This is a genomic window from Geomicrobium halophilum (assembly GCF_014207655.1).
Taxonomy (GTDB): domain Bacteria; phylum Bacillota; class Bacilli; order Bacillales; family Marinococcaceae; genus Geomicrobium; species Geomicrobium halophilum.
This window is the reverse complement of sequence record NZ_JACHHJ010000004.1, coordinates 1-20,946: the sequence shown is the minus strand read 5'-3', so window position 1 is coordinate 20,946 and position 20,946 is coordinate 1. Positions and strand designations below refer to the sequence as shown.

Here is a 20,946-nt window from a genome sequence, read left to right as displayed (position 1 = left end):
TGGCCAAATTGTCAAGTACGGCCATACGTGCGTGATAAGTAGAAAGCGTTAGAGATGATGATCCACAACGCACTGTGTGTCTTAAAGGATAGAAACGCTATCACCTTAATCTTTAGGGTGTAGCGTTTTATACGTTGTATACCAATACTTTTTCACTGTACAATTACAATTACTAAGGTCGGAATGAAGGAGATCACCTATGGCTTATAAACTGTTAGTGGTGGATGACGAGCCGTCCATCGTGACCCTTTTAACATACAATCTTGAGCAGGCAGGCTATGACGTTGTTAGTACGGGGGATGGTCCATCGGCAATCGATTTGGCAAGAGAGTGCTTTTATGACTTAATTGTCCTTGATTTGATGCTTCCCGGGTTGGATGGATTGGAAGTTTGCAGACATTTACGAGAAAATCAAGTGAATTCTCCGATCCTTATGCTGACAGCTAAAGATGAAGAATTCGATAAAGTTTTGGGGTTGGAACTGGGTGCCGATGATTATATGACAAAACCTTTTAGTCCAAGGGAGTTAGTTGCTAGAGTTCGTGCCATTATTCGCCGGGTGGAACAATCCACAAATCACAAAGGTGAGACTGAAAAGGAAAAAGAAATCCTCGGTGACATTGAAATTTATCCAGCCCATTATGAAGTTTATGTTAAAGGAGATCAGCTCGAACTCACTCCCAAGGAATTCGAATTACTATGTTATTTAATTCAACATCACGGCCGTGTTTTAACGAGGAACCAATTATTGAATGCCGTGTGGAATTATGAATTTGTCGGCGACACGCGGATTGTGGACGTGCATATAAGCCATTTAAGAGAAAAAATAGAACCGTTAACAAACAAATCGTCGTATATTAAGACCATACGGGGGATCGGTTATAAAATGGAAAGTCCAGATAAACAATGAATACATTCCGTACGCGTTTAATGGTCCCCTTGCTACTTATTATTTTATTTACACTCGGGGCTTTAGGCATACTTATAGGTCAGATCCTCCATAATTTATACGTTGACGAAACGGTTGATCGCTTACAAAAAGAGGCGCGGATGGTTGCTTCAATCATTGAGGATAATGAAAATGACGTGCAAACGCTTACGGAAGAAATAAGTACACAACTTGATTTACGTGTAACCATCATTGGTGAGCAAGGAGAGGTTTTTGGAGAATCAAATGAGGTAGATGGGGAAATGGAAAACCATCTAAATCGTAAAGAAGTTCGCCAGGCCGGAAATGTCGAAGGGGCAACGGTGCGTGAGAGTGAAACAGTCGGCGTCGACCATTTATATTATGCGCACCCTATAGGAGAGGATGAGGGTTATGTTAGGCTAGCTCTCCCTATTGATTCAGTCAACGATGCCATTGAGCAAATGTGGATATTCATTGTTGTAAGTTTTGTTACGGCTTTTCTTATCATCGTTATATTAGGCTATCGGGTTACCCAAAGGATTACACGTCCGATTGGGCAAGTGACGACCATGGCAAATGAGTTGGCAAAAGGCAACTACCAAACCCGTACTCCTGATGAGAAAAGTGATGACTTAGGACAATTAAACCGATCCATTAACACTTTGGCGTACAAATTACAGAAGACAACATCTAATTATAAAAGTCAACAAGAAAATCTGGAAGCATTAATTGATAACATGGGAAGCGGCCTTCTGTTTATTGATGGCCGGGGGCGTATTACGCTCGCGAATCGCATGTGTAATGACATTTTCCAAACAAATACAAATGAATGGTTACATGACCTTTACTATGAACGCATTGATGACCAAAACTTCGTCCAGTTTATTCAGCGGGTTTTTTTAACCGAAGAGCGTACCCGTGAACAATTACGTTTAGATGATGATTGGGCTACGAAGCATTATGAACTATACGGAACACCGGTGATTAATGCGAAAGATCAATTGCGTGGGGTTGTGATCATTTTACACGATATTTCTGGATTGAAACGATTGGAAGAAATTCGAAAAGACTTCATCGCTAATGTTTCTCATGAATTGAAGACGCCCGTCACCTCACTGAAAGGTTTTGCGGAAACGTTATTAAGCGATTCATTAGGAGATCAGGACATCCAAAAACAATTTCTAGAGATTATTTGGAAAGAAAGCGATCGTCTTCAAGATTTGGTCAATGACTTGTTGGAGTTGTCGCGCATTGAACATCATAACTTCCAGTTAAACTGGCATTCGCTGGATCTGTCCGAAATTGGGGAAGAAGCTGGACGCCTATTGAGAAAAAAAGCTGAAGATAAAGGAATTCAATTCAATATTTCAAGTAATGGGAACACCGAATTGATTGGCGATGCCGCACGGTTAAAACAAATGATTATTAACCTTCTGACCAACGCCATTATCTATACAGGAAACGACGGGAAAGTAGAAATGAACATGTATCCAGACGGTGAAATGGTCGTTTGTCGTGTAAGCGATACGGGGATAGGTATTGATCCAGATGATCTCCCGCGTATATTTGAACGTTTTTATCGAGTTGATCGTGCGCGTAGCCGTGATTCAGGGGGCACGGGCCTGGGACTCGCGATTGTGAAACACTTGTTGGAAGCCCACCACGGAACCATTGAAGTAGAAAGTAAACCAAATGTTGGCACGACAATGATCATTCGACTTCCTAGAAATCCAGGTGAGTAATATACAGGGTACTTTTGGTAAACGTTGAGGTGCCCGCGTGCATGCACTCGTTTTCGGATAAGAACTCCGTTTTTATTCTCCCATACTAATGTCCATTTCTTCTTTAATGACACCACGCTTAAAAGGCGACACTATGACATTGGCTCTAAAAGTGTGTTTACTATCGAAGGATTTGGGAATGGAATAATAGGACTTTGTAATGGGAGGAAGATGTGAATGAGCCGAACTGAAACGCGTGGTTTAATTCAAGACGTTGTTGATAAGTTAAAACAAGAAGAATTTCGAGACGAATTCCTAAACAACGAACACGGTTACGTATTTGATTCAGCCGCGGAGATTTTAAAAACGACAGATAAGATCATCAAAAGTTACATTCGAGTGTCGAGAGATAATGGAACGATTGCAAGAATTCCTGCTTATCGTGTCCAGCATAATAATATTAGCGGGTTTTATAAAGGAGGAGTTCGCTTTAGTCCCAATGTCCATGAAGAAGAAGTGGAGAACTTAGCGATTCTTATGACGATTAAAAACGCCCTCCATGAGTTACCTTTCGGTGGCGGAAAGGGCGGGGTGTACGTGCACCCAAAAGATTTCTCAACGAAAGAACTTAATTTGATCAGTAAAAAATATGTTCAACGGTTAAAAATTGATTTAGGCCCAACCCATGATATCCCTGCTCCGGATTTAGGCACGAATGAAACGGTAATTGACTGGATGGTCGGAGAGTATAAAACGATTGCTCCCGGGGAATCATATATGAATTCATTTACAGGGAAAAGTGTCGATAACGGGGGTGTCGCTGGCCGCAGAGAGGCTACGGGCATCGGAACGTTTTTAAGCTATTATCATCTCATTAGTGAATGGTTTAACAATGCGGAACAAGCAAAGGTAACGAGGGTGAAAAGTTGGGATGTACTTGAAAGGTTAAGAACAAAGGAGGAACCGATTAAAGTTTCCGTACAAGGTTTTGGAAATGTTGGCAGCATAGCTGCTCAAGAAGCCGCCAAGAGTGAGATTGACCATATTGTTGTGGCGGTATCTGATGAAGATGTAACTCTTCATAACAAAAATGGGTTGGACATAAAAACATTAATTGCTTATATAAAAGAGCATGGTCAGCTGCCAAAAACTGAAGAGCAGGTAAACACAGCGGGCATCCAGGCTACGATTGATCACCCAACATCTGTATTAACGAGTGAATGTGATTTGCTTATTCTTGCAGCAGTAGAGGATCAAATTACCGAAGAAAATATGCATGAAGTTTCCGCTGAAATTTTGCTGGAAGGCGCAAATGCCCCTATCACTGCAAAAGCTGATGACTATTTTGAGAAAAATGGAGTTATAGTTATTCCAGATATTTTGGCGAATGCAGGTGGCGTCCACGTTTCTTATCTGGAATGGATGCAGGCGAATGTACCGAATCGTTATACAAAAGAAGATGTCATTTCAGAAATGAGTAAGCAAATGAAAAAGATCAGCAACCGTGTCTATGATCATTATTTTTACGCAGAAGATCATGAAACGACAAGGTTCTTATGTTACAAACTCGCTCTAATGAGATTGATCACATTGTTGTATAAGCATGGAAAACTGTATTAACCCTGGAAAAAAGGCAATCCATGTCGTTTGAAAGATACCATGGTTTGGTTTGTTTAAACTAATAAGAGTTATTTTCAAATTACTCCAAGACGTCCTGCTGGTCTTTATATCCTTAAAACTTTAAATATCATGAAGAGGTTGTGACTACCGAGGAAGACCCCGTTTCCGGGTCTAAATGGAGAAAAACAAATATGACGTTTTGCGACACCTCACTGAGTATGAGAATGAATCGTTATGTCAAAATTCTTTTCACAGAAAAAAGTAGGCTGCGAATTCTCTTCTATGTGTTTTAAAATGAATCATCATGATTCAAAGTTTTAGTACCCTGTTGTTTTAGGGAGATGGGACATACATTCATGATGGTCGTATTGTACAATGAGATGGGGGGAGGCACTCCCCCTGTTTTGTATAGTAAAGATACGATCATGAAGATTTGTTTGTAACCATATTACTGTTAAATTTACGATATTGAGGTTAAACCTAAACGAGTGACAGCAGAAGAGGTGACATCATCGTGGAGGCCGCGATACCCAATCATATTTTAAATAAAATTGATGAATTATGGACAGAAGAAGTAGACTTTCTACAAGAGATCAGTCGTTTCCCGAGTGTCAGTGGAAAAGAGAAGGCTCTTCAAGCTTTTTTAGCTGACTATTTCATTTCAGAATTAGATATGGACGTAGATCGTTTTACACCTGATGTGAAAGAAATTGCTGATCATCCAGGATTTTCACCGCCAGAGTGGGGGTATGAAGAAAGCGATGTAGTCATCGCAAAACAGGCTGCGCCTGAAGTACCCAAAGGAAAGAGTCTTATTTTTCAGGGACATGTAGATGTTGTAAGTCCTGAGCCGGTGTCTTTATGGTCAAGTGATCCCTGGGTGCCGGTGTTACGGGATGGGAAGATGTATGGACGCGGTGTGGCAGATATGAAAGCGGGCGTTACTGCTATGATCTTTGCCTATAAAGCTATCAAATCAGCGGGTTATAAACCCGGTGCCCATTTTATGTTGCAAAGTGTTGTGGATGAGGAAAGGACGGGCAATGGTGCCCTTTCCGCACTTGCTAAAGGGTATACAGCCGATGGAGCGCTCATTCCCGAGCCATTTGGGCTGCGGCCGGCGAAGGCACAGGTAGGGAGTCTTTGGTTTCGAATCACCATAAATACCGCGATGAAGGATGAAAGCATTAATCAAGTGGTCAATGTTGTAGAGAGGGGCACAGTGATTATATCTGCTTTGCAGAAATATGAGAAGATGATGAATGAGCGCCCAAAGCACTCAGCATTTAAAGATATGCCTCACCCGGTAGACATCAATATAGGTACCTTTCATGCCGGGGACTTTCCTTCCAATGTACCTGTAAAAGCTGTTATGGAAGGCAGGGTGGGTCTGTATCCCGGACAGTCTGTAGAAGCGGTAAAAAAAGAGCTAAAAGAATGGGTATTAGAAGCAGCAGATCAAGATCCATGGCTTGCTAAACAGCCTCCGGAAATCACCTTCTTTGGGTTTCATGCCGAAGGTGCTGTTATGGATGATCAATCTGTGTTTTTTAAGACCCTTGACAATGCCCATGAAACCATTTTGCAGCAACCGGCAGAGCGAACGGTATTATCGTCTACTACTGACGCGCGTTTTTTTAATTTGTACTATGATATCCCGGCGACCTGTTACGGGCCTGAGGGTGGAAACTTTCATGAAATTGATGAATGGATTGATTTGCAAAGTGTAAAGCAAGTAACCAAAGTTTATGCTGAATTTCTATCAAACTGGTGCGGGTTAATTTCCAAAGAATCATGAAAACACTTCAATAAAGAGACTACTGATATACCAATGTCCACGAGTCTTTGTGTGGACATTGGTAGCTTTAGATAAATGAGCAGAATGGTTGGCTGAATTTTTGTTCGCTCGATTACCTGTCCATGCTCTGACTACATTCATTTTTTGCGAAGCAAGGAGCCTAAAGCATGATCCAAATTCTCGTAATAAAATTGATATCCGGACTGCTTGGTTTTTTCCGGAATGACCTTTTGTCCTTCTAAAATAAGCACACTCATTTCGCCGAGTGCCATACGGACGGCAAAGGCAGGCGCGGGCAGCCAATGAGGTCTCCTCAAAACACGACTGAGCTCTTTCCCGAAATCACGCATACGCTCGGGGTTTGGAGCCGTAACGTTATAAGCCCCTTCCATTCCTGAATGTTCCAATGCATGAATGAGAAAATGGACGACGTCTTCCCGATGAACCCAGGAATACCATTGCTCTCCAGAACCTATCGGACCCCCTGCTCCTAATTTATAGGGAAGCATCATTTTGGGGAGTGCTCCCTCCTTGCTGTCAAGGATTAATCCAAAACGTGCGTACACCGTTCTTATCCCCATATCTTCAGCGGGCTTTGCTTCTTTTTCCCACCGTTCACTTACTTCTTGGAGAAAATTGCTGTTAGCGGGTGCGCTCTCTTCCGTAAAAGTGTCAGTGCGTGAGATGCCATAATAGCCCATGGCGGAAGCACTGATGAATACATTCGGTCGCTCGGGTAAGTTTTGCATAATGCGAATACATTCCTGAGTGGCTTTGATGCGACTATTTAACATCCGTTTTTTATGCGCTTTCGTCCATCTTTTACTGATGGAGGCACCTGCTAAATTGATGATAGCATCGACATTTCCAAGCTCTTGTTCGGGTTTGGTGTCCGAGAGCCATTCAACATATTGCAGGTTGCTTTCATTCTGTTTGTTTTCCCGATTTCTTGTTAAAATGGAAACGGAATGACCAAGAGTGCGTAATTTTTTCGAGAGGGCTTTACCAACCAGTCCAGTCCCTCCGCTAATGACAATATGCATGACACATCCGCTCCTTCGCATTGATCCTTATTAGTGCTTTTCCCTGTAAACAAAAGGTATAACCATCAAAAGTGGGTGATCATATAAAAATCTCCAGGATTACAACTCAGAAAGATGATTCAAAACGGTACAATCTATTTATAGAAGATCACAATGGCGAACGCTTTGCATGTGGAGTGCATGAAATTATACTGGCACGTATGCAGTTAACGAAGGGCAAAAGCATTACAGATGATGAACTCGAAGAAATTATTCAGGCTGACAACAAGGAAAAGGCGAAAAAGCAGGCGCTGCAATATTTGTCGAAACGCATGCGCACAGAAGCGGAGGTTCGTGATAAACTCCAGGAGCAAGATCTCCCTCCCGATCATATTGATGAAGCAATAAATTCCATGATCTGGCATGGATATATCAACGATGCTGAATATGCAAGAACCTACGTACGCGTTACGATAAGTACGACAGATAAAGGCCCGGGTAGAATCCGCCAATATTTAAATGAAAAAGGGATTCATCCCTCTCTGATTGATGAAGCGCTAGAGCAATATGACGAAGAAATACAAGTCCAAATGATGTTAAAGATTATCGAGAAAAAAGAAAAAACAATACCGAAAGATAGCCTTGTTTTGCGGAAAAAAAAGTTAACCGATGCATTGTTACGTAAAGGGTACAGCCATTCGCTCATACAGACCGCTTTTGAAGCTTATGATTTTCACAGTCAGGGTGAAGAAGAATGGGAGGCTTTACGTCTGCAAGCCGAAAAAGCAGAATTCAAATTAAGGAAACGACATGAAGAAGAGGCCTTTAAGCAGAAATTGAAAGAACACCTTTATAGAAAAGGTTTTACATTAACAATGATTGATCAATATCTTGATGAACAAGAGGAAAAAGAGGTGTACTAAAGCGATGGAGCAACGTTACGGCCATATGAGCCAACAGGAACTAATGGACGAGGTAGCCAGGTTAAATGAATTATCGAAAAAAGCGGAGCAAAAAGGAATGGTCAGTGAGTTTTCTGTTCACGAAAGGAAAAAACTGATAGCACAGTCCTATTTGTTGGATCCGGATGATTTTGTCCCTGGAGAAGAATACTCGATCGTTGGAGAAGACAAAGCACCATTCGTTATATCTTATATGAATGGTGTATTTGCCTGGGGGTATAGAGATGGCGACACCTCTCTAACAGCAATTCCTATTGCTTTACTAGCTCTCAAAAATTAAAACGTGAACGAATCAATGTCGTTCACGTTGCGTTTAACAGTTGTGTTTTCTTTTTATGAGAACGAGATCGTTCTAATTTCCTTTCCAGCTTTTTAAGGTTGAAGATCCAACCGGTATAAGAGCCCTCGATGTTCAGGTTTTGATCTAGCTGGACAATCGTCAAGAAAGGGTAATAGCCAGCCGAGCGATAACGTAAATCGGTGAAAATAACGTCATATCCGTGGACGGTTTCTTTGACTTCCCAACGATAGGCCGGCGAGAACGAAAGAAAAGCAGTCAGGTTAACATCTTCCAGGGCTGCTTGAACAATGGGGTCAGCCGGAATCGGTTCAAATGGATAGCTTTCCAGATAACGGATATTTTTCTTTTTCCAGGTAGCGACATGGAAATGGTACCTTGTTCGGATGACAAGGTGAAACTCAGACCAACGATAGGTGGGCGAGATAAAAATATGAGTCGCGTGCGGATGGAGCTTACTTACACGTCGAATGACATAATTGCGGGCCTTCATCCTCCACAAGTAGTAAACGACAAGGATTCCGTAAATGATTAAAAATGTATATCCGGGGTGAGCACCAAGGATCCAGAATAGGATTCCTGCCATGTGCGAGAAGAAAATGAACGGATCAAAAATATTAATAGCTCCTAAGGCAATCCATCTGTCTTTAAATGGCTCTAGCGCTTTGGTTCCGTATGCGTTGAAAATGTCAACGAAGACATGCAAGATAACGGCAAGAAATGTCCAAAGCCATAGATTGAATAAGTCTGCGCCTGGGAAGATGATATAAATGACCGCAGGAATCAGTATAGACCATAGAATGACGGCGGGAATGGAGTGGGTGGCACCTCGATGATTGGTAATATAAGATGCGTTATTTTTCATCTTTAAGACCGTATCCAGATCGGGGGCTTGAGATCCAATGATAATTCCCAAAACCACGGCTTGAAATGTAACTGAGCTTTCGGCAACCACCGGGTCTAATGTGGCAAGACCGCTAATTCCGACTCCCATAACCGCGTGTGTAGCAGTGTCCATTCCCGGTAGTACCTCCTTTATCATGATTGATTCTTAATTGTCAGGGTAGCAAATATTTTTTTTGGAGTAAACGAAGGTCCACGATTTTGGGCGGCGTCCTACAATATTTAAAAGAAAGAAGGCCTCATTCATGGACGAGCAGCAAGACGCCATTCAAGTATTTATGGAATATAAAATTCTGGAAGGGTATGAGCGACAGTATCAAAACTGGATGAAAAGGATAGAAACAGAGATGAACCAACTAGGTGTCAAACATTTTCGCTGGTTGGAGGCGTTGGAACAACCCGGCTTATATGTAGAATGGTTTACCGTTTCTTCAATAGAGGTGTATGAAGCTGTAAAATCGGCTCGCCGTACAAGGGAGGACCCTCGATTTGGCGATCTGGCCCAATGGATTAGCAAACCGCTTGAGCAAGTCAATTGCTGGGCATTTCGAGATTTAACATAAGGATGATGAATGATGCAACGTTCTTACGACACAAAGGAAGATGTGCTTGCGACTTTTCCAAACCAATATTTTCGCGAACAATTATTGCAATGGTACGAAGCTCACCAGCGCCACTTGCCTTGGCGAGAGAGTAAAGATCCTTATCGTATTTGGGTTTCGGAAATCATGTTACAGCAAACAAGAGTCGACACCGTGAAACCCTATTACCAACAGTTCATGGAAAAATTTCCAACACCGGAAGCGTTAGCCGAAGCTCATGAGGATCAGGTGATGAAAGCATGGGAAGGTTTAGGCTACTACTCGCGGGCGCGCAACTTGCAATCAGCGGTCAGGGAAGTCGTGAATACATATGGGGGAGAAGTTCCTCAAGACCCTGAAGAATTTGCCTCTTTAAAAGGAGTAGGTCCCTATACAAAAGGCGCTGTAATGAGTATTGCCTATGACCTGGAAGAGCCCGCAGTAGATGGCAATGTCATGCGCGTACTGGCACGGGTTCTCCTCTTAACCGACGATATCGGGAAACAGCGAACACGTAAACACATGGAAAACTGTGTACGTATACTTATCAGCGGCACTCCCCCTTCAGATTTCAATCAGGGGTTAATCGAATTGGGAGCCCTCATTTGTACTCCAAAAAACCCATCCTGTGATATTTGTCCAGTACAAGAAGTCTGCAGAGCCTATGATCAACAGATGGTTGAACAACTTCCGGTGAAAGCGAAGAAGCAAAGTCAAAAACAACAGACGATGGCGGTTGCGGTTATCGAAAGTGAAGACGGGGCTGTCCTAATCGAACAACGCCCGAAGCAGGGGTTACTTGCCGGCATGTGGCAATTTCCTATGGTAGAAGCACCTCCGGCTCTACGCCAGCAAAGCCTGCAACAATATCTAAAGGAAACCTATCAGGTTGATGTAACCTTAGAAGATACCGAACAATCACTGGAACATGTATTTAGCCATCTCATCTGGAAGGTGCGTGTGTTTCACGCAATCGTTCCTTCATCGATGAATAGAGGAAACTGGATGCAAAAAACAGAAGCTGAGAAGCTCGCTTTTCCTGTTGTCCACCAAAAAATTTGGCGCCAGCAATTGCGTTAACGGCTTTTATTATTCATCATTGCTTAATGGAGATGGATTTAGCTGATCCATCTTCATTTTCGTTTCCTCTGTTCCTAATTCATAGATCTTTTTGTACACTTCATTAAGACCATGTTGAAATCTTTCACTATCTGCTGATGTGAAATCCTCGTTGAAATGCCTAAACGAAAATAAGTCTTTGAGTTCCATATCATGGGTCTGCACGTTTAACATCAGTTCCTGTAACTCATCCCGTTCTTCAGGTGTTGCTTCGATGCTGTATTCAATTAACTCATGATCGTTGATTTTTGATGTTGTGATGTCCTCCATGCTTGTAGGATTTAAATTGACATAATACGTATTTTTTTCCATCCATATCGCCCCTTGTTTTTTATTAAAATGTACAGCAAAGAGAGGGAGTATGTATGGAAATACGTATTCACTTAAGAGGTTTTTTAAAAAGTTCGGAAAAACTTCCTCGAAAAAGTCAATCACTTTTTCTTCGTTCGAGGAGTATTTGAGGAAGAGGATTCTAGTGCCGTCGAATTTCTGCGTCAGCTTTCGTACAAGCAGGATACTCGAGACGGGTTTCCTTGCACCCCAGAGCATAAGGGTAATAAGCTAACAATTTTAAAACTTCTCGACTCTTTTGAACACGTACTTTAGACAAGTGGGGACTGGTTAGGTTTCTTCGCGCAGTTGTTCAATAAAGGAGCGTGTCTGTTTAGTTCCAAGATCGTAAATATAAGAAAAAAGCTGTTGCATTTCTTTCCCCATCATTTCTTTATCTTTGTCCGCAGCTTCCTCGTTAAAAGGGCGGACCAAAATTTCCTGTCCTTCCACATCTTCACTCTCTATTTTTTCCAACAAATCCCCGATGACCTCTTTTTCACGTTCAGTTGCTTCGATTTCATATTGGATTTTATTATCATCGGTTTTTACATCAGAAATTCCCATCATTGCTTGATCTAATGTGATATAGTATTTCTTGCGTTCCATTTCAAATCAACCTCCTTGCTTTAAGGTTGTTTTTCCCGAAAAAGTAAGTATGTAATCATATTTATTCCAAATTCGAAAGAGAGGGTTCGCTCGTGAAAAATAAAAAAGTCGCACTCGTGACCGGTTCCAGCCGCGGGATAGGCAAAGAAACGGCCATAAGGCTTGCTAAAGAAGGTTATCATGTTGTGATCCATTATGCGCGAAGCAAGAAAGGAGCCGAGGAAGCAGCTAGAGAAGTGGAAGAGCACGGTGTTGAAACGTTTATTGTAAAAGGAAACTTGGCCAACAAAGAAAAAATTGAAGAAATGTTTTCTAAAATTGAAGAAAGATTTGGCAGGTTGGATGTCTTTGTGAATAATGCGGCTTCCGGTGTGCTGAAGCCGGCGATGGAACTTGAGGAGAACCATTGGGACTGGACCATGAATATTAACGCGAAAGCATTATTATTATGTGTTCAAAAAGCATTACCGCTTATGGAAAGAAACGGAGACGGGAGAATCGTCAGTCTTTCTTCTTTGGGGTCCATACGTGTTTTGGATAATTACTCAGCCGTTGGTGTATCCAAGGCTGCGCTCGAATCTCTGACCCGTTATTTAGCGGTCGAGCTGGCGGATAAAAACATTAGGGTCAATGCTGTTTCAGGCGGAGTGGTAGACACCGATGCTTTAAAACATTTTCCAAATCGCGAAAGCATCTTAGCTGAATCCCGTGAGAAAACGCCAGCCGGACGGCTCGTGGAACGTTCTGATTTAACAGATGCAGTCATGTTTCTATTATCTGATCAAGCCGAAATGATTCGCGGGCAGACGCTCGTTGTAGACGGTGGGTTATCTTTATTAACATAAGTTTTGTTTTCCTTCCCTACTGAATACATTGTAAAAATTCATCGATATTTCTACGTATATTCACTCATCACAGGGGCACCTTAACAAATGTGGAGGTGATGAGGTATGGCAAGAAACCAAAACCAACAAAACAACCAACAGAACGACCAGCAAAATAACCAGCAGAACAACCAACAGAACAACCAGCAAAACAATCAGCAAAACCGTAACCAGCAAAACCAGCAAAACAATAATAATCAGTAACATCACAAAAAGTGGGAGCTTCCTTACGGATAGCTCCTGCTTTTTATGTTCAAGAACTTCTTCGAAGAAGTAGGTATATTCTCTTGGGTAATGGGCAAACTAATAAACTGGAGGTGATTAGGCATGGAAAATAACCATAATCAAAATCAAAACCAAGATCAGCAGAACAACCAACAGGACAACAATCAAGAGAACAATCAACAAAACCGCGAGCAAGAGAATCAACAAAACAATAACCAATAATTTCCATTACATGAAAAAGAGTGGGATCATCCTTGTTGGATGAATCCCATTCTTTTTGTGTAGATGAATGGAAAAATATTTTTCATGCTTGTTTCGTTCCGTGTATAATATAGGACAGTATAGAGAGAAGGAGAATTTAAAATGCTGCCGGGAGAAGGGGAAGCGATTGAAATTCAAAGTTATAAACATAACGGAAAACTTCATCGTGTGTGGGAAGAATCTGTGATTTTGAAAAGTTCATCGACAGAAATTATTGGTGGCAATGACCGAATCATCGTTAGGGAGAGCAACGGTCAAAAATGGCGGACACAAGAGCCGGCTATCTTTTATTTTCATCATCAAAAATGGTTTAACACTATCGCGATGGTGAGAAGTGATGGCATTTATTATTATAGTAACATCAGCTCACCCTGTGTGTATGATTCGGAGGCGCTGAAATATATTGATTATGATTTGGATATTAAAGTGAATCCAGAGCGTAGTGTACTTATGTTAGATGAAGACGAATATGAAATTCATCGTAAGGAAATGAATTACCCCCAAGGCGTACAACAAAAAATCGCCGAGGGAGTAGATGAACTCAAAAGTTGGATTTATGCAAGAAAGGGGCCATTTTCCTCACAATTCGTTGAAAATTGGTATGAGCAGTTTTTATTTTATCGTTAACTGACCTGGTGGCTTACTGCCCCTCCACGTGCTGCTAATCATCTTGGTGGTAATTGAAGAAGCTGTCGACTAATCGATCAAGGTGATCCAGCTGCTCATTGTACTCAATGATATATGAAACAAACAAAAGGAGACTCAACCACTCTTCCCTGCCATCCTTTTTATGATCATAGGATTCCTTGAATAATTCGAGCAATGATTCATTTCCTTCATCGACTTCTTCAGCCATCCACCCTGTCATTTGGGTGTTTACCTCCCCTGAATACCGCGCTAGAATTCTTTCATGATAATTCGTTAAACGATCGAGTTGTTGTTGAATAAGCCTTTGTGTTTGATCAGGCAAATTATAAAATTCATTTTCATGTTGATCGAGTCGATTAAGAATGCCCATCAATTTTTTTGTTGCGGTCAACATCTCTCGGAATAAAACGACCTTTCTTGCTTTCGCGAATTTATTTCTCCTGAGATAACTGCGTTCTTCTTTGAAAAATAAATACAATTGGTCCATATCTACGAGTTTGTCGTTTGATTCTTCCAAGTCCTCTCGTCTCGATTGAATATTGGATTCGTGACGTGTCGTTAGGCGGATCCAACGTGCGGCATTGACGGTCGTATTGAAAATTTGGTCATATAGTTTGCTCTCATACTTCGGTGGCAGGAAAACCAAATTAACAATAAATGCTGAAAATACACCCAGCATGATTAGGGCAAAGCGGGAGGACGCAAAGAGAAGGTAATTTTCATCGGGGCTGTTGCCCATAATGATCACAATCGTGACGAGCGTTACAGGAATCGTTGATGAATCCAGCCCCAGCCTCAGGATAATGGCGATTGAAATCATGGCAACAACACCAATGACAAAAGGCTCGTGACCAAAGGTGAGGCCAAAAATGACAGCTAAAACAGCGCCGATAAGATTCGCCTGTATTTGATGAAGAACCCTTTGGTACGTCCGATAGATTGATGGCTGTATGGTTAAACCGGCAGTTAACCCCGCAAAAAAGGAAGGTTCAAGCCCAACCCAGTTTGCGGCATATAGGGCGAGTATAATCGCGAGCCCGGTTTTGAAAATACGGGCGCCTAGTCTCATGGATGCAGGGCGCTCCTTTCTGAAATAATAAAGATCAAGGCATTGGTGCATGCAAAATCGTAAAGAGTCGGTTCTACCTCTGTTGTATATTAAGGTGCCTCCGGGGGCTCAGAACGACTTTCATAGGCTTGTTTTGCTTCATGAGCCGGCCGTTTTTCAATGTAATACAGAATAGCTGCTTTACACAATCCCCATGTGGCGGTGGCGGCTAATGTCCCGGAGATTGCATGACCGGCAACTGGCAGTGTGAATTTTCCTAGTGAGCGTGCGATCTGCCTAAAAGCGAATGCAGTTCCGACGTTTGCACCGATGGCTCCCAGGAACTCAGTGAGCCCTTTGCGATCCAGTTTTCGTCCGGATACATAGGCGATGCCTGCAATCATCGACAGTTGAATCCCTGTAATGAACGGTAAATCCGCAAGCGGGATAGGTTGGGCTCCGACGCCACCCGCGATTGCGGAAGCACTTTTACCCATCGTCTTTGCAATGCGTGCTTGAATCGTTTTCGCTTGCGTAATCCGGGCCCATTGCATCCATGTGGTTTCCGGGAGCTGATCGAGTAAAAAATCAATGAGTTCCTCAATTTTCCAACGTCGATCATAGACCATTTCACCGTCTTTAAATGCCGTATAAGCACAAACAGGGAAAATTCCTGCTACATCAGAAAGCTGCTCTCCTAACATATGTTGCAGGTGTTCTTTGGCTTGTGTGATGTGGGTGAGTTTTTCTTCTCCAAACGGCGGATCGGAATCATAGGCAGGATCGAGCTCATCAACTTGGGTGACCACACCGATCACAGGCGGGAGATAATCGTGCATTTCTGACACTTTCTCCCGGAGTTTCTTTAATTGTTCAATATCTTCGGAAACACGGGCATCCACTTCTTTGGCTTTAACGAGAAATAAAATTGCATCTGGATAACGTGTTTTGAGCGCTTCATTCCATGCATCCTCTTCAGAAGTTTGAAATCGTCTCCTGTCGCCTTCGCCAAACCCCCGGGTATCCAGTACTTCCATCACTGCTTCTTCGGTTGCGTTTTTGTACGTATGCCATGAAGCGTGTTCAGTTTCGGCTGTAACCGTTCCTATATCTGCTACCGGTGCTTGAAAGATCGCATTGACAAGCGTCGATTTGCCGGCTCCGCGTCTGCCTACGATTGCAAAGCGCGGAGCCCGTGTATCCACAAATAAATCCTCCAACCGTTCCACTTCATGGTTAACCTTATTTTGTACGTGGGGGGGAAGCTTAGGAAGGACCTTTTTTCGAAGCATTTTCAGCGGCTCTTCCAAATATTCTTTTTGGTTGTCGTCACGCATGAGCTGTTCTCCCTTTCATTTTTTTAACGACTCTTGACAGCACGAAACGCGATTTCTGCAGCTTTGAGTGTTGCTGTGATATCTTCTTCTGTGTGAGCTGTGGTCAAGAACCAGGCTTCAAATTTTGAAGGTGCAAGATGGATGCCTTGTTCTAATAGCGAATGGAAAAATGTTGAAAACTGCTCACTGTTTGTGGCTTCAGCATCGTCATAGTTTTTCACTTCACGTGAGCTAAAATACAAGGTAAGGGCTCCGACTTTACGGTTGATTTGTACGGGCACCTGGGTATCGTCAGCGATTTTTGCTAAGCCATCTTCAAGTTTTTTTCCGAGTACTTCCAGTTTATCATATACCCCTTGATCTTCTAACACTTCTAAGCAAGCAATCCCTGCTTTCATGGAAGCTGGGTTTCCAGCCATTGTACCTGCTTGATAGGCTGGTCCTAGCGGGGCGATTTCTTCCATGATTTTCACACTGCCCCCGTAAGCACCGATGGGCAATCCGCCTCCAATGATCTTACCCATGGCGGTTAAGTCGGGATGGACGCCGAGAATGTCCTGAGCCGCTCCGTAATGAAAACGAAAAGCGGTAATCACTTCATCATAGATGACTAGAGCTCCAGCATCATGGGTCATTTGATTCACCGTTTCCAGAAAACCGGGCTCGGGTTCGACAATACCGAAATTGCCGACGATCGGTTCGACAAGCACAGCAGCGATGTCGTCGCCGTAAGCGTCAAGCGCTTGTTTGTAACTGTCGATATCATTAAAGGGTACGGTAATGACCTCTTCAGCAATATTATGGGTAACTCCAGCAGAATCCGGGGAGCCTAACGTGGCCGGACCAGATCCTGCGGCTACGAGTACGAGATCTGAATGTCCATGATAGCATCCGGCGAATTTAATGATTTTATTCCGGCCAGTGTAAGCACGTGCCACACGGATGGTCGTCATAACCGCTTCGGTGCCGGAGTTCACGAATCTCACTTTCTCTAATGAAGGAATCGCATCCTTTAATTTTTTTGCGAATTGATTTTCCAAAGAAGTCGGTGTCCCGTATAACACGCCGGCTTGAGCGGCTTCGGTAATCGCTCGTGTAATATGAGGGTGTGCATGACCGGTAATGATCGGTCCATACCCGCCTATATAATCGATATAGGTGTTGCCATCAACATCGTATAAATAAGCACCTTCACCTTTTTCCATAAATACAGGTGTGCCTCCGGATACGCCTTTAAAGGCTCGGGATGGACTGTTAACACCTCCAACAATATGGGATTTTGCTTCTTTGTATAGTTCTCTTGAATGCTGTATATTCAATACATTTCCCTCCAACATTTCGTTTGTAACCTTATTTTAGCAGACAATGATTCGACAAATCATGTAAGAAAAGCGCATAATGGAAATAAAAGAGTTCGTTCAATAAGAGTCGAGTGTTTGATGCCGGGATGATGTTTACAAACCCCTAAGGATCAGCTCTCTTTTTGGACGGACACTCGCTTAAAAGGGAGGATTTTTCATCATGGATATGACAGATCACAAAGCACCAGACTTTACGTTAAAAGCAAATGATAGCTCAGAGGTGACGTTAAGTGACTACCGTGGACAAACGGTTGTGCTTTATTTTTATCCCAAAGATATGACACCAGGTTGTACGACTCAAGCCTGTGAGTTTAGAGATGCTTTGCCAGATCTGCAAGCCGAAGGCGTCGTCGTACTTGGCGTGAGTCCTGATTCGATTGAAAAACATGAGAAGTTTGTTGGTAAACACGAACTTCCTTTTCTTCTGCTTTCAGATCCTGATCAGGAAGTGGCAAATAAATATGGAGTGTGGCAACTAAAAAAGAATTTCGGCAAAGAATATATGGGAATCGTCCGTTCCACATTTGTGATTAATCCAGAAGGAAAAATCGAAAAAGAATGGCGCAAGGTACGAGTGAAAGGGCATGTAGACGAGGTGTACGAGTACATCAAAGGAAAGGAGGGGTAAGGAATGCGCGTTGTTTTTACTTCGAAGATTGAACCTTCGCTAAAAGAGGATCTGGAACGTTCGTTTCCGGAGCTCCACTTACATTATCACGAGACTCCTGAAAGTGCGAAAGCGGATTTGAAAAAAGCAGATATCTTATTTACATATGGCGGCGGTCTTAAAGGAGGGGTACTCGAGGAAGCTCAAAACCTGCAGTGGATGATGGTAGCGTCGGCGGGTTTGGATGATCTTCCGATGGATTGGATACAAAAACAGGATTTGCTCGTAACGAATGCCCGGGGAGTCCATCAAATTCAAATGAGTGAATTTACGTTGCACGCCATGCTTGATCACGCGCGTTCGGCCCTTTCATTCCGAAAAAATCAAGATCGGAATATATGGGAGAAGCTTCAAGTTCATGAATTATACGGAAAAAGCGTTGGTATTTTAGGGGCAGGGGCTATTGGTACTGAAATTGCCCGGAAATCCCATGCATTCGGTATGGAAGTATGGGGGATGAACAGCGATGGCCGTAACGTTGAGAACTTTGACTATATGGTCTCAAAAGAGAATCTAGATGAACTGTTGTCAGCTTCGGATTATGTGATTAATGTGTTACCGTCTACTCCTCAAACTGATAATCTCATTGATCGCTCGTTTTTGGATACGATGAAAAACGAGGGGGTATTGATTAACATCGGACGTGGAAATACCGTGAAGGAGAAGGACCTGCAGGCAGCACTCGAGCAGGGGGAGATCAGCCATGCTTATCTCGATGTTTTTAAGGAAGAACCGTTGCCAGATCATCATCCCTTCTGGAGCATGGAAGAAATAACGATTACCCCCCATGTTGCGGGAGATTCCCCTTATTATCAGGCGCGGGTCATGCCCATTTTTAAGCATAATTTACAGGTGTTTCTAAGCGGTAAAGGACAATATCAAAATGTTGTTGATATATCCGAGGGTTATTAACCACAAAATATGCTATAATATAGTAAAGAGAACTGAATTAAAAATAAGCAGTATCACCCGTTCCATAAAAGAATGGTGTCGTTATCCATTCGAAGTGATGAAGGAGATGGATCGATGAAATTACTCGTATGCATTGTTAATGATGTCTACCGGGATCATTTGGAGCGGCGGCTACAAAATGAAGGGTTTCGAATTACAGAGTTAGCGAGTAGCGGGGGCTTCTTAAAGAAAGGAAACACGACATTTCTCATCGGTTGCAGCAATCGGGATGTGGAACATTTAAACCATACGATGCAAGAGGCATGTCTGCAATTAGAGAAGAAAAAGAAAATGGCGCGAAACGCCCAATATCGTTACACCTCATTTCAACTTAACACCTCTCAAGGGGGAGAATGGCTGTCTCGTTATAACCAGCCGGGAAAGGCCTGATGAGAAGTAAAAGAAGATGGCTTTCGTTGACAACCATTATTTCGTTCCGTTACACTTAATATAGATTATAATGTAATAATTGTTGTAAGAAAGAGGGGTGCATGACGATGGCTAATGAAAATCTACAAAAAGCGGTTGAATCATTAAAAGCAGCAAAGGTTCGAATGACACCGCAACGTCATGCGATATTAGAATTTTTATTTGAAACGAATACCCACCCTACCGCAGATGAAATATATAAAGCACTGGAAGAAAAGTTCCCGAATATGAGTGTAGCAACGGTATATAATAATCTTCGGGTATTTAAAGGAGCCGGCATTGTTAAAGAATTGACATATGGAGATTCATCCAGCCGCTTTGATTCAATAACGGATAATCATTACCATATAATCTGTAAGGACTGTGGAAAGATCGTAGACTTTCATTATCCAGTCTTAGATGAAGTGGAAACGTTGGCTGAACACGTGACGAATTTTAAAGTAGATTCCCATAGGATGGAGATTTACGGGAGATGTCCGGCGTGTACCAGTAAAGAGCCGGTTCATTCGTGACCGAATAAAAACCCCCGTACTGCCCTAGAGGTGGTACGGGGGTTTTTATATGGGAAGATCATTAAGATTGAAAGTTTTTTCGGTTATAACGTGCATCCAACTCTTTTCCTTCTAGTTCTGGATCCAGGGTTAATGGTTCTTCGCAATGCATGCACACATCAACTTTGCCGAGAATCTTTGTCTGCTTTTCGCAATTAGGGCAGGTCACGGGCACAGACTTCGTCGATTTCATGCCGATCCAGAGATAAACGAAAGAGCTGGAGATGACAGATAAAAAACCAATGATCATTGCAATGGACATTAGGATAGGACTGTTGCTGAAAACAAAGATTGCAATATACATAATAAAGATCCCGATAAATACCAAAGCCATCGCGAAGGTACGGATCCGGTTAATTTTCGCCATGCTTTACCTCCTCGTGCTTGTCCGTTCTTATACTTAATTATAGCACAGTTGATGATCAATCGGTATTGATGAATGAGTTCGAAAAAAACCCTTGCGTAATTACGTTATAAATGATAAATTAAGAATCTGTCGCCGTCACATGGTCTCAGCAGCGATGAAAACAGAGAAGACCACAAAAAATCATTAAAAAAATGGTTGACGGTGAATAGCCAGCGTGTTATCTTAGTATTCGCGTCGTTGAGGACAGGGAAAACCGATAAACTAAACAAAATTATTTATTTAAATTTCCTGTTGACGCAAGAGAGATAACCTGATATATTGTAAAGGTCGCTTTTTGAGCGGCG

Annotated in this window: 23 protein-coding genes; 15 read left to right on the top strand and 8 right to left on the bottom strand. The window is 42.5% G+C overall.

What is annotated here, in order from left to right:
• Positions 1-199: 199 nt before the first annotated feature.
• From HNR44_RS12880 to HNR44_RS12865, 4 genes are all read left to right on the top strand, one after another.
• On the top strand, positions 200-910 hold the full coding sequence (locus HNR44_RS12880; RefSeq protein ID WP_184404725.1) for a response regulator transcription factor: 711 nt from the start codon (positions 200-202) through the stop codon (positions 908-910).
• A complete protein-coding gene (gene pnpS / locus HNR44_RS12875; RefSeq protein ID WP_184404724.1) occupies positions 907-2,652 on the top strand; it encodes a two-component system histidine kinase PnpS in 1,746 nt (581 codons plus the stop codon). The genes HNR44_RS12880 and pnpS overlap by 4 nt, the downstream gene beginning before the upstream one ends.
• Before the next feature lie 216 nt (positions 2,653-2,868).
• On the top strand, positions 2,869-4,251 hold the full coding sequence (locus HNR44_RS12870) for a Glu/Leu/Phe/Val family dehydrogenase (protein ID WP_184404723.1): 1,383 nt from the start codon (positions 2,869-2,871) through the stop codon (positions 4,249-4,251).
• A 514-nt stretch (positions 4,252-4,765) separates the two neighbouring features.
• Positions 4,766-6,049, top strand: coding sequence for an ArgE/DapE family deacylase (locus tag HNR44_RS12865; protein ID WP_343069499.1), 1,284 nt, complete (start codon positions 4,766-4,768; stop codon positions 6,047-6,049).
• Between the two features lie 137 nt (positions 6,050-6,186).
• Here HNR44_RS12865 and HNR44_RS12860 read toward each other — a convergent pair whose 3' ends face one another.
• Entirely contained in the window at positions 6,187-7,092 is a 906-nt protein-coding gene (locus HNR44_RS12860; protein WP_184404722.1) for a TIGR01777 family oxidoreductase, read from the bottom strand.
• A gap of 71 nt (positions 7,093-7,163) precedes the next feature.
• Here HNR44_RS12860 and recX point away from each other — a divergent pair, with 71 nt between their 5' ends.
• Complete coding sequence (gene recX / locus HNR44_RS12855; protein ID WP_184404721.1) at positions 7,164-7,994, top strand: recombination regulator RecX; 831 nt, start codon at positions 7,164-7,166, stop codon at positions 7,992-7,994.
• 4 nt (positions 7,995-7,998) lie between these two features.
• Entirely contained in the window at positions 7,999-8,313 is a 315-nt protein-coding gene (locus HNR44_RS12850; RefSeq protein WP_184404720.1) for a YfhH family protein, read from the top strand.
• A gap of 22 nt (positions 8,314-8,335) precedes the next feature.
• Here HNR44_RS12850 and HNR44_RS12845 read toward each other — a convergent pair whose 3' ends face one another.
• Positions 8,336-9,349: a metal-dependent hydrolase gene (locus HNR44_RS12845; protein ID WP_184404719.1), complete on the bottom strand. Its 1,014-nt coding sequence runs from the start codon at positions 9,347-9,349 to the stop codon at positions 8,336-8,338.
• A gap of 130 nt (positions 9,350-9,479) precedes the next feature.
• On the opposite strand from HNR44_RS12845, the gene HNR44_RS12840 reads away from it, so the two are divergent.
• Both HNR44_RS12840 and mutY read left to right on the top strand, forming a co-directional pair.
• Positions 9,480-9,797, top strand: coding sequence for a hypothetical protein (locus HNR44_RS12840; RefSeq protein ID WP_184404718.1), 318 nt, complete (start codon positions 9,480-9,482; stop codon positions 9,795-9,797).
• A gap of 9 nt (positions 9,798-9,806) precedes the next feature.
• A complete protein-coding gene (gene mutY / locus HNR44_RS12835) occupies positions 9,807-10,895 on the top strand; it encodes an A/G-specific adenine glycosylase (RefSeq protein ID WP_246407445.1) in 1,089 nt (362 codons plus the stop codon).
• 9 nt (positions 10,896-10,904) lie between these two features.
• Here the strand turns inward: mutY and HNR44_RS12830 are convergent, their stop codons facing one another.
• Together HNR44_RS12830 and HNR44_RS12825 are read right to left on the bottom strand one after the other, a co-directional pair.
• Positions 10,905-11,246, bottom strand: a complete 342-nt coding sequence (locus HNR44_RS12830) for a hypothetical protein (protein WP_184404717.1) — start codon at positions 11,244-11,246, stop codon at positions 10,905-10,907.
• Between the two features lie 309 nt (positions 11,247-11,555).
• On the bottom strand, positions 11,556-11,873 hold the full coding sequence (locus HNR44_RS12825) for a hypothetical protein (RefSeq protein ID WP_184404716.1): 318 nt from the start codon (positions 11,871-11,873) through the stop codon (positions 11,556-11,558).
• A 92-nt stretch (positions 11,874-11,965) separates the two neighbouring features.
• On the opposite strand from HNR44_RS12825, the gene fabL reads away from it, so the two are divergent.
• The 3 genes from fabL (at position 11,966) to HNR44_RS12810 (ending at position 13,870) form a co-directional block, all read left to right on the top strand.
• Positions 11,966-12,718, top strand: a complete 753-nt coding sequence (gene fabL / locus HNR44_RS12820; RefSeq protein ID WP_184404715.1) for an enoyl-[acyl-carrier-protein] reductase FabL — start codon at positions 11,966-11,968, stop codon at positions 12,716-12,718.
• A 105-nt stretch (positions 12,719-12,823) separates the two neighbouring features.
• Positions 12,824-12,961, top strand: coding sequence for a hypothetical protein (locus tag HNR44_RS12815; RefSeq protein ID WP_184404714.1), 138 nt, complete (start codon positions 12,824-12,826; stop codon positions 12,959-12,961).
• Between the two features lie 384 nt (positions 12,962-13,345).
• A complete protein-coding gene (locus tag HNR44_RS12810; protein WP_184404713.1) occupies positions 13,346-13,870 on the top strand; it encodes a DUF402 domain-containing protein in 525 nt (174 codons plus the stop codon).
• Between the two features lie 34 nt (positions 13,871-13,904).
• Here the strand turns inward: HNR44_RS12810 and HNR44_RS12805 are convergent, their stop codons facing one another.
• From HNR44_RS12805 to HNR44_RS12795, 3 genes are all read right to left on the bottom strand, one after another.
• On the bottom strand, positions 13,905-14,960 hold the full coding sequence (locus HNR44_RS12805) for an FUSC family protein (RefSeq protein WP_184404712.1): 1,056 nt from the start codon (positions 14,958-14,960) through the stop codon (positions 13,905-13,907).
• An 89-nt stretch (positions 14,961-15,049) separates the two neighbouring features.
• Positions 15,050-16,276, bottom strand: a complete 1,227-nt coding sequence (locus tag HNR44_RS12800; RefSeq protein WP_184404711.1) for a GTPase — start codon at positions 16,274-16,276, stop codon at positions 15,050-15,052.
• Between the two features lie 23 nt (positions 16,277-16,299).
• Positions 16,300-17,595 (bottom strand): glutamate-1-semialdehyde 2,1-aminomutase, encoded by a 1,296-nt coding sequence (locus HNR44_RS12795; protein WP_246407442.1) that lies wholly within the window; start codon positions 17,593-17,595, stop codon positions 16,300-16,302.
• 202 nt (positions 17,596-17,797) lie between these two features.
• Between HNR44_RS12795 and bcp the strand changes: the two genes are divergently transcribed.
• The 4 genes from bcp (at position 17,798) to perR (ending at position 20,196) form a co-directional block, all read left to right on the top strand.
• Complete coding sequence (gene bcp, locus HNR44_RS12790) at positions 17,798-18,265, top strand: thioredoxin-dependent thiol peroxidase (protein ID WP_246407439.1); 468 nt, start codon at positions 17,798-17,800, stop codon at positions 18,263-18,265.
• 3 nt (positions 18,266-18,268) lie between these two features.
• Entirely contained in the window at positions 18,269-19,216 is a 948-nt protein-coding gene (locus HNR44_RS12785; protein ID WP_184404709.1) for a D-2-hydroxyacid dehydrogenase, read from the top strand.
• Between the two features lie 114 nt (positions 19,217-19,330).
• Entirely contained in the window at positions 19,331-19,645 is a 315-nt protein-coding gene (locus HNR44_RS12780) for a cyclic-di-AMP receptor (RefSeq protein ID WP_184404708.1), read from the top strand.
• 107 nt (positions 19,646-19,752) lie between these two features.
• On the top strand, positions 19,753-20,196 hold the full coding sequence (gene perR / locus HNR44_RS12775) for a peroxide-responsive transcriptional repressor PerR (RefSeq protein WP_184404707.1): 444 nt from the start codon (positions 19,753-19,755) through the stop codon (positions 20,194-20,196).
• 61 nt (positions 20,197-20,257) lie between these two features.
• Here the strand turns inward: perR and HNR44_RS12770 are convergent, their stop codons facing one another.
• Positions 20,258-20,602, bottom strand: coding sequence for a DUF2614 family zinc ribbon-containing protein (locus HNR44_RS12770; RefSeq protein ID WP_184404706.1), 345 nt, complete (start codon positions 20,600-20,602; stop codon positions 20,258-20,260).
• Positions 20,603-20,946: the final 344 nt, after the last annotated feature.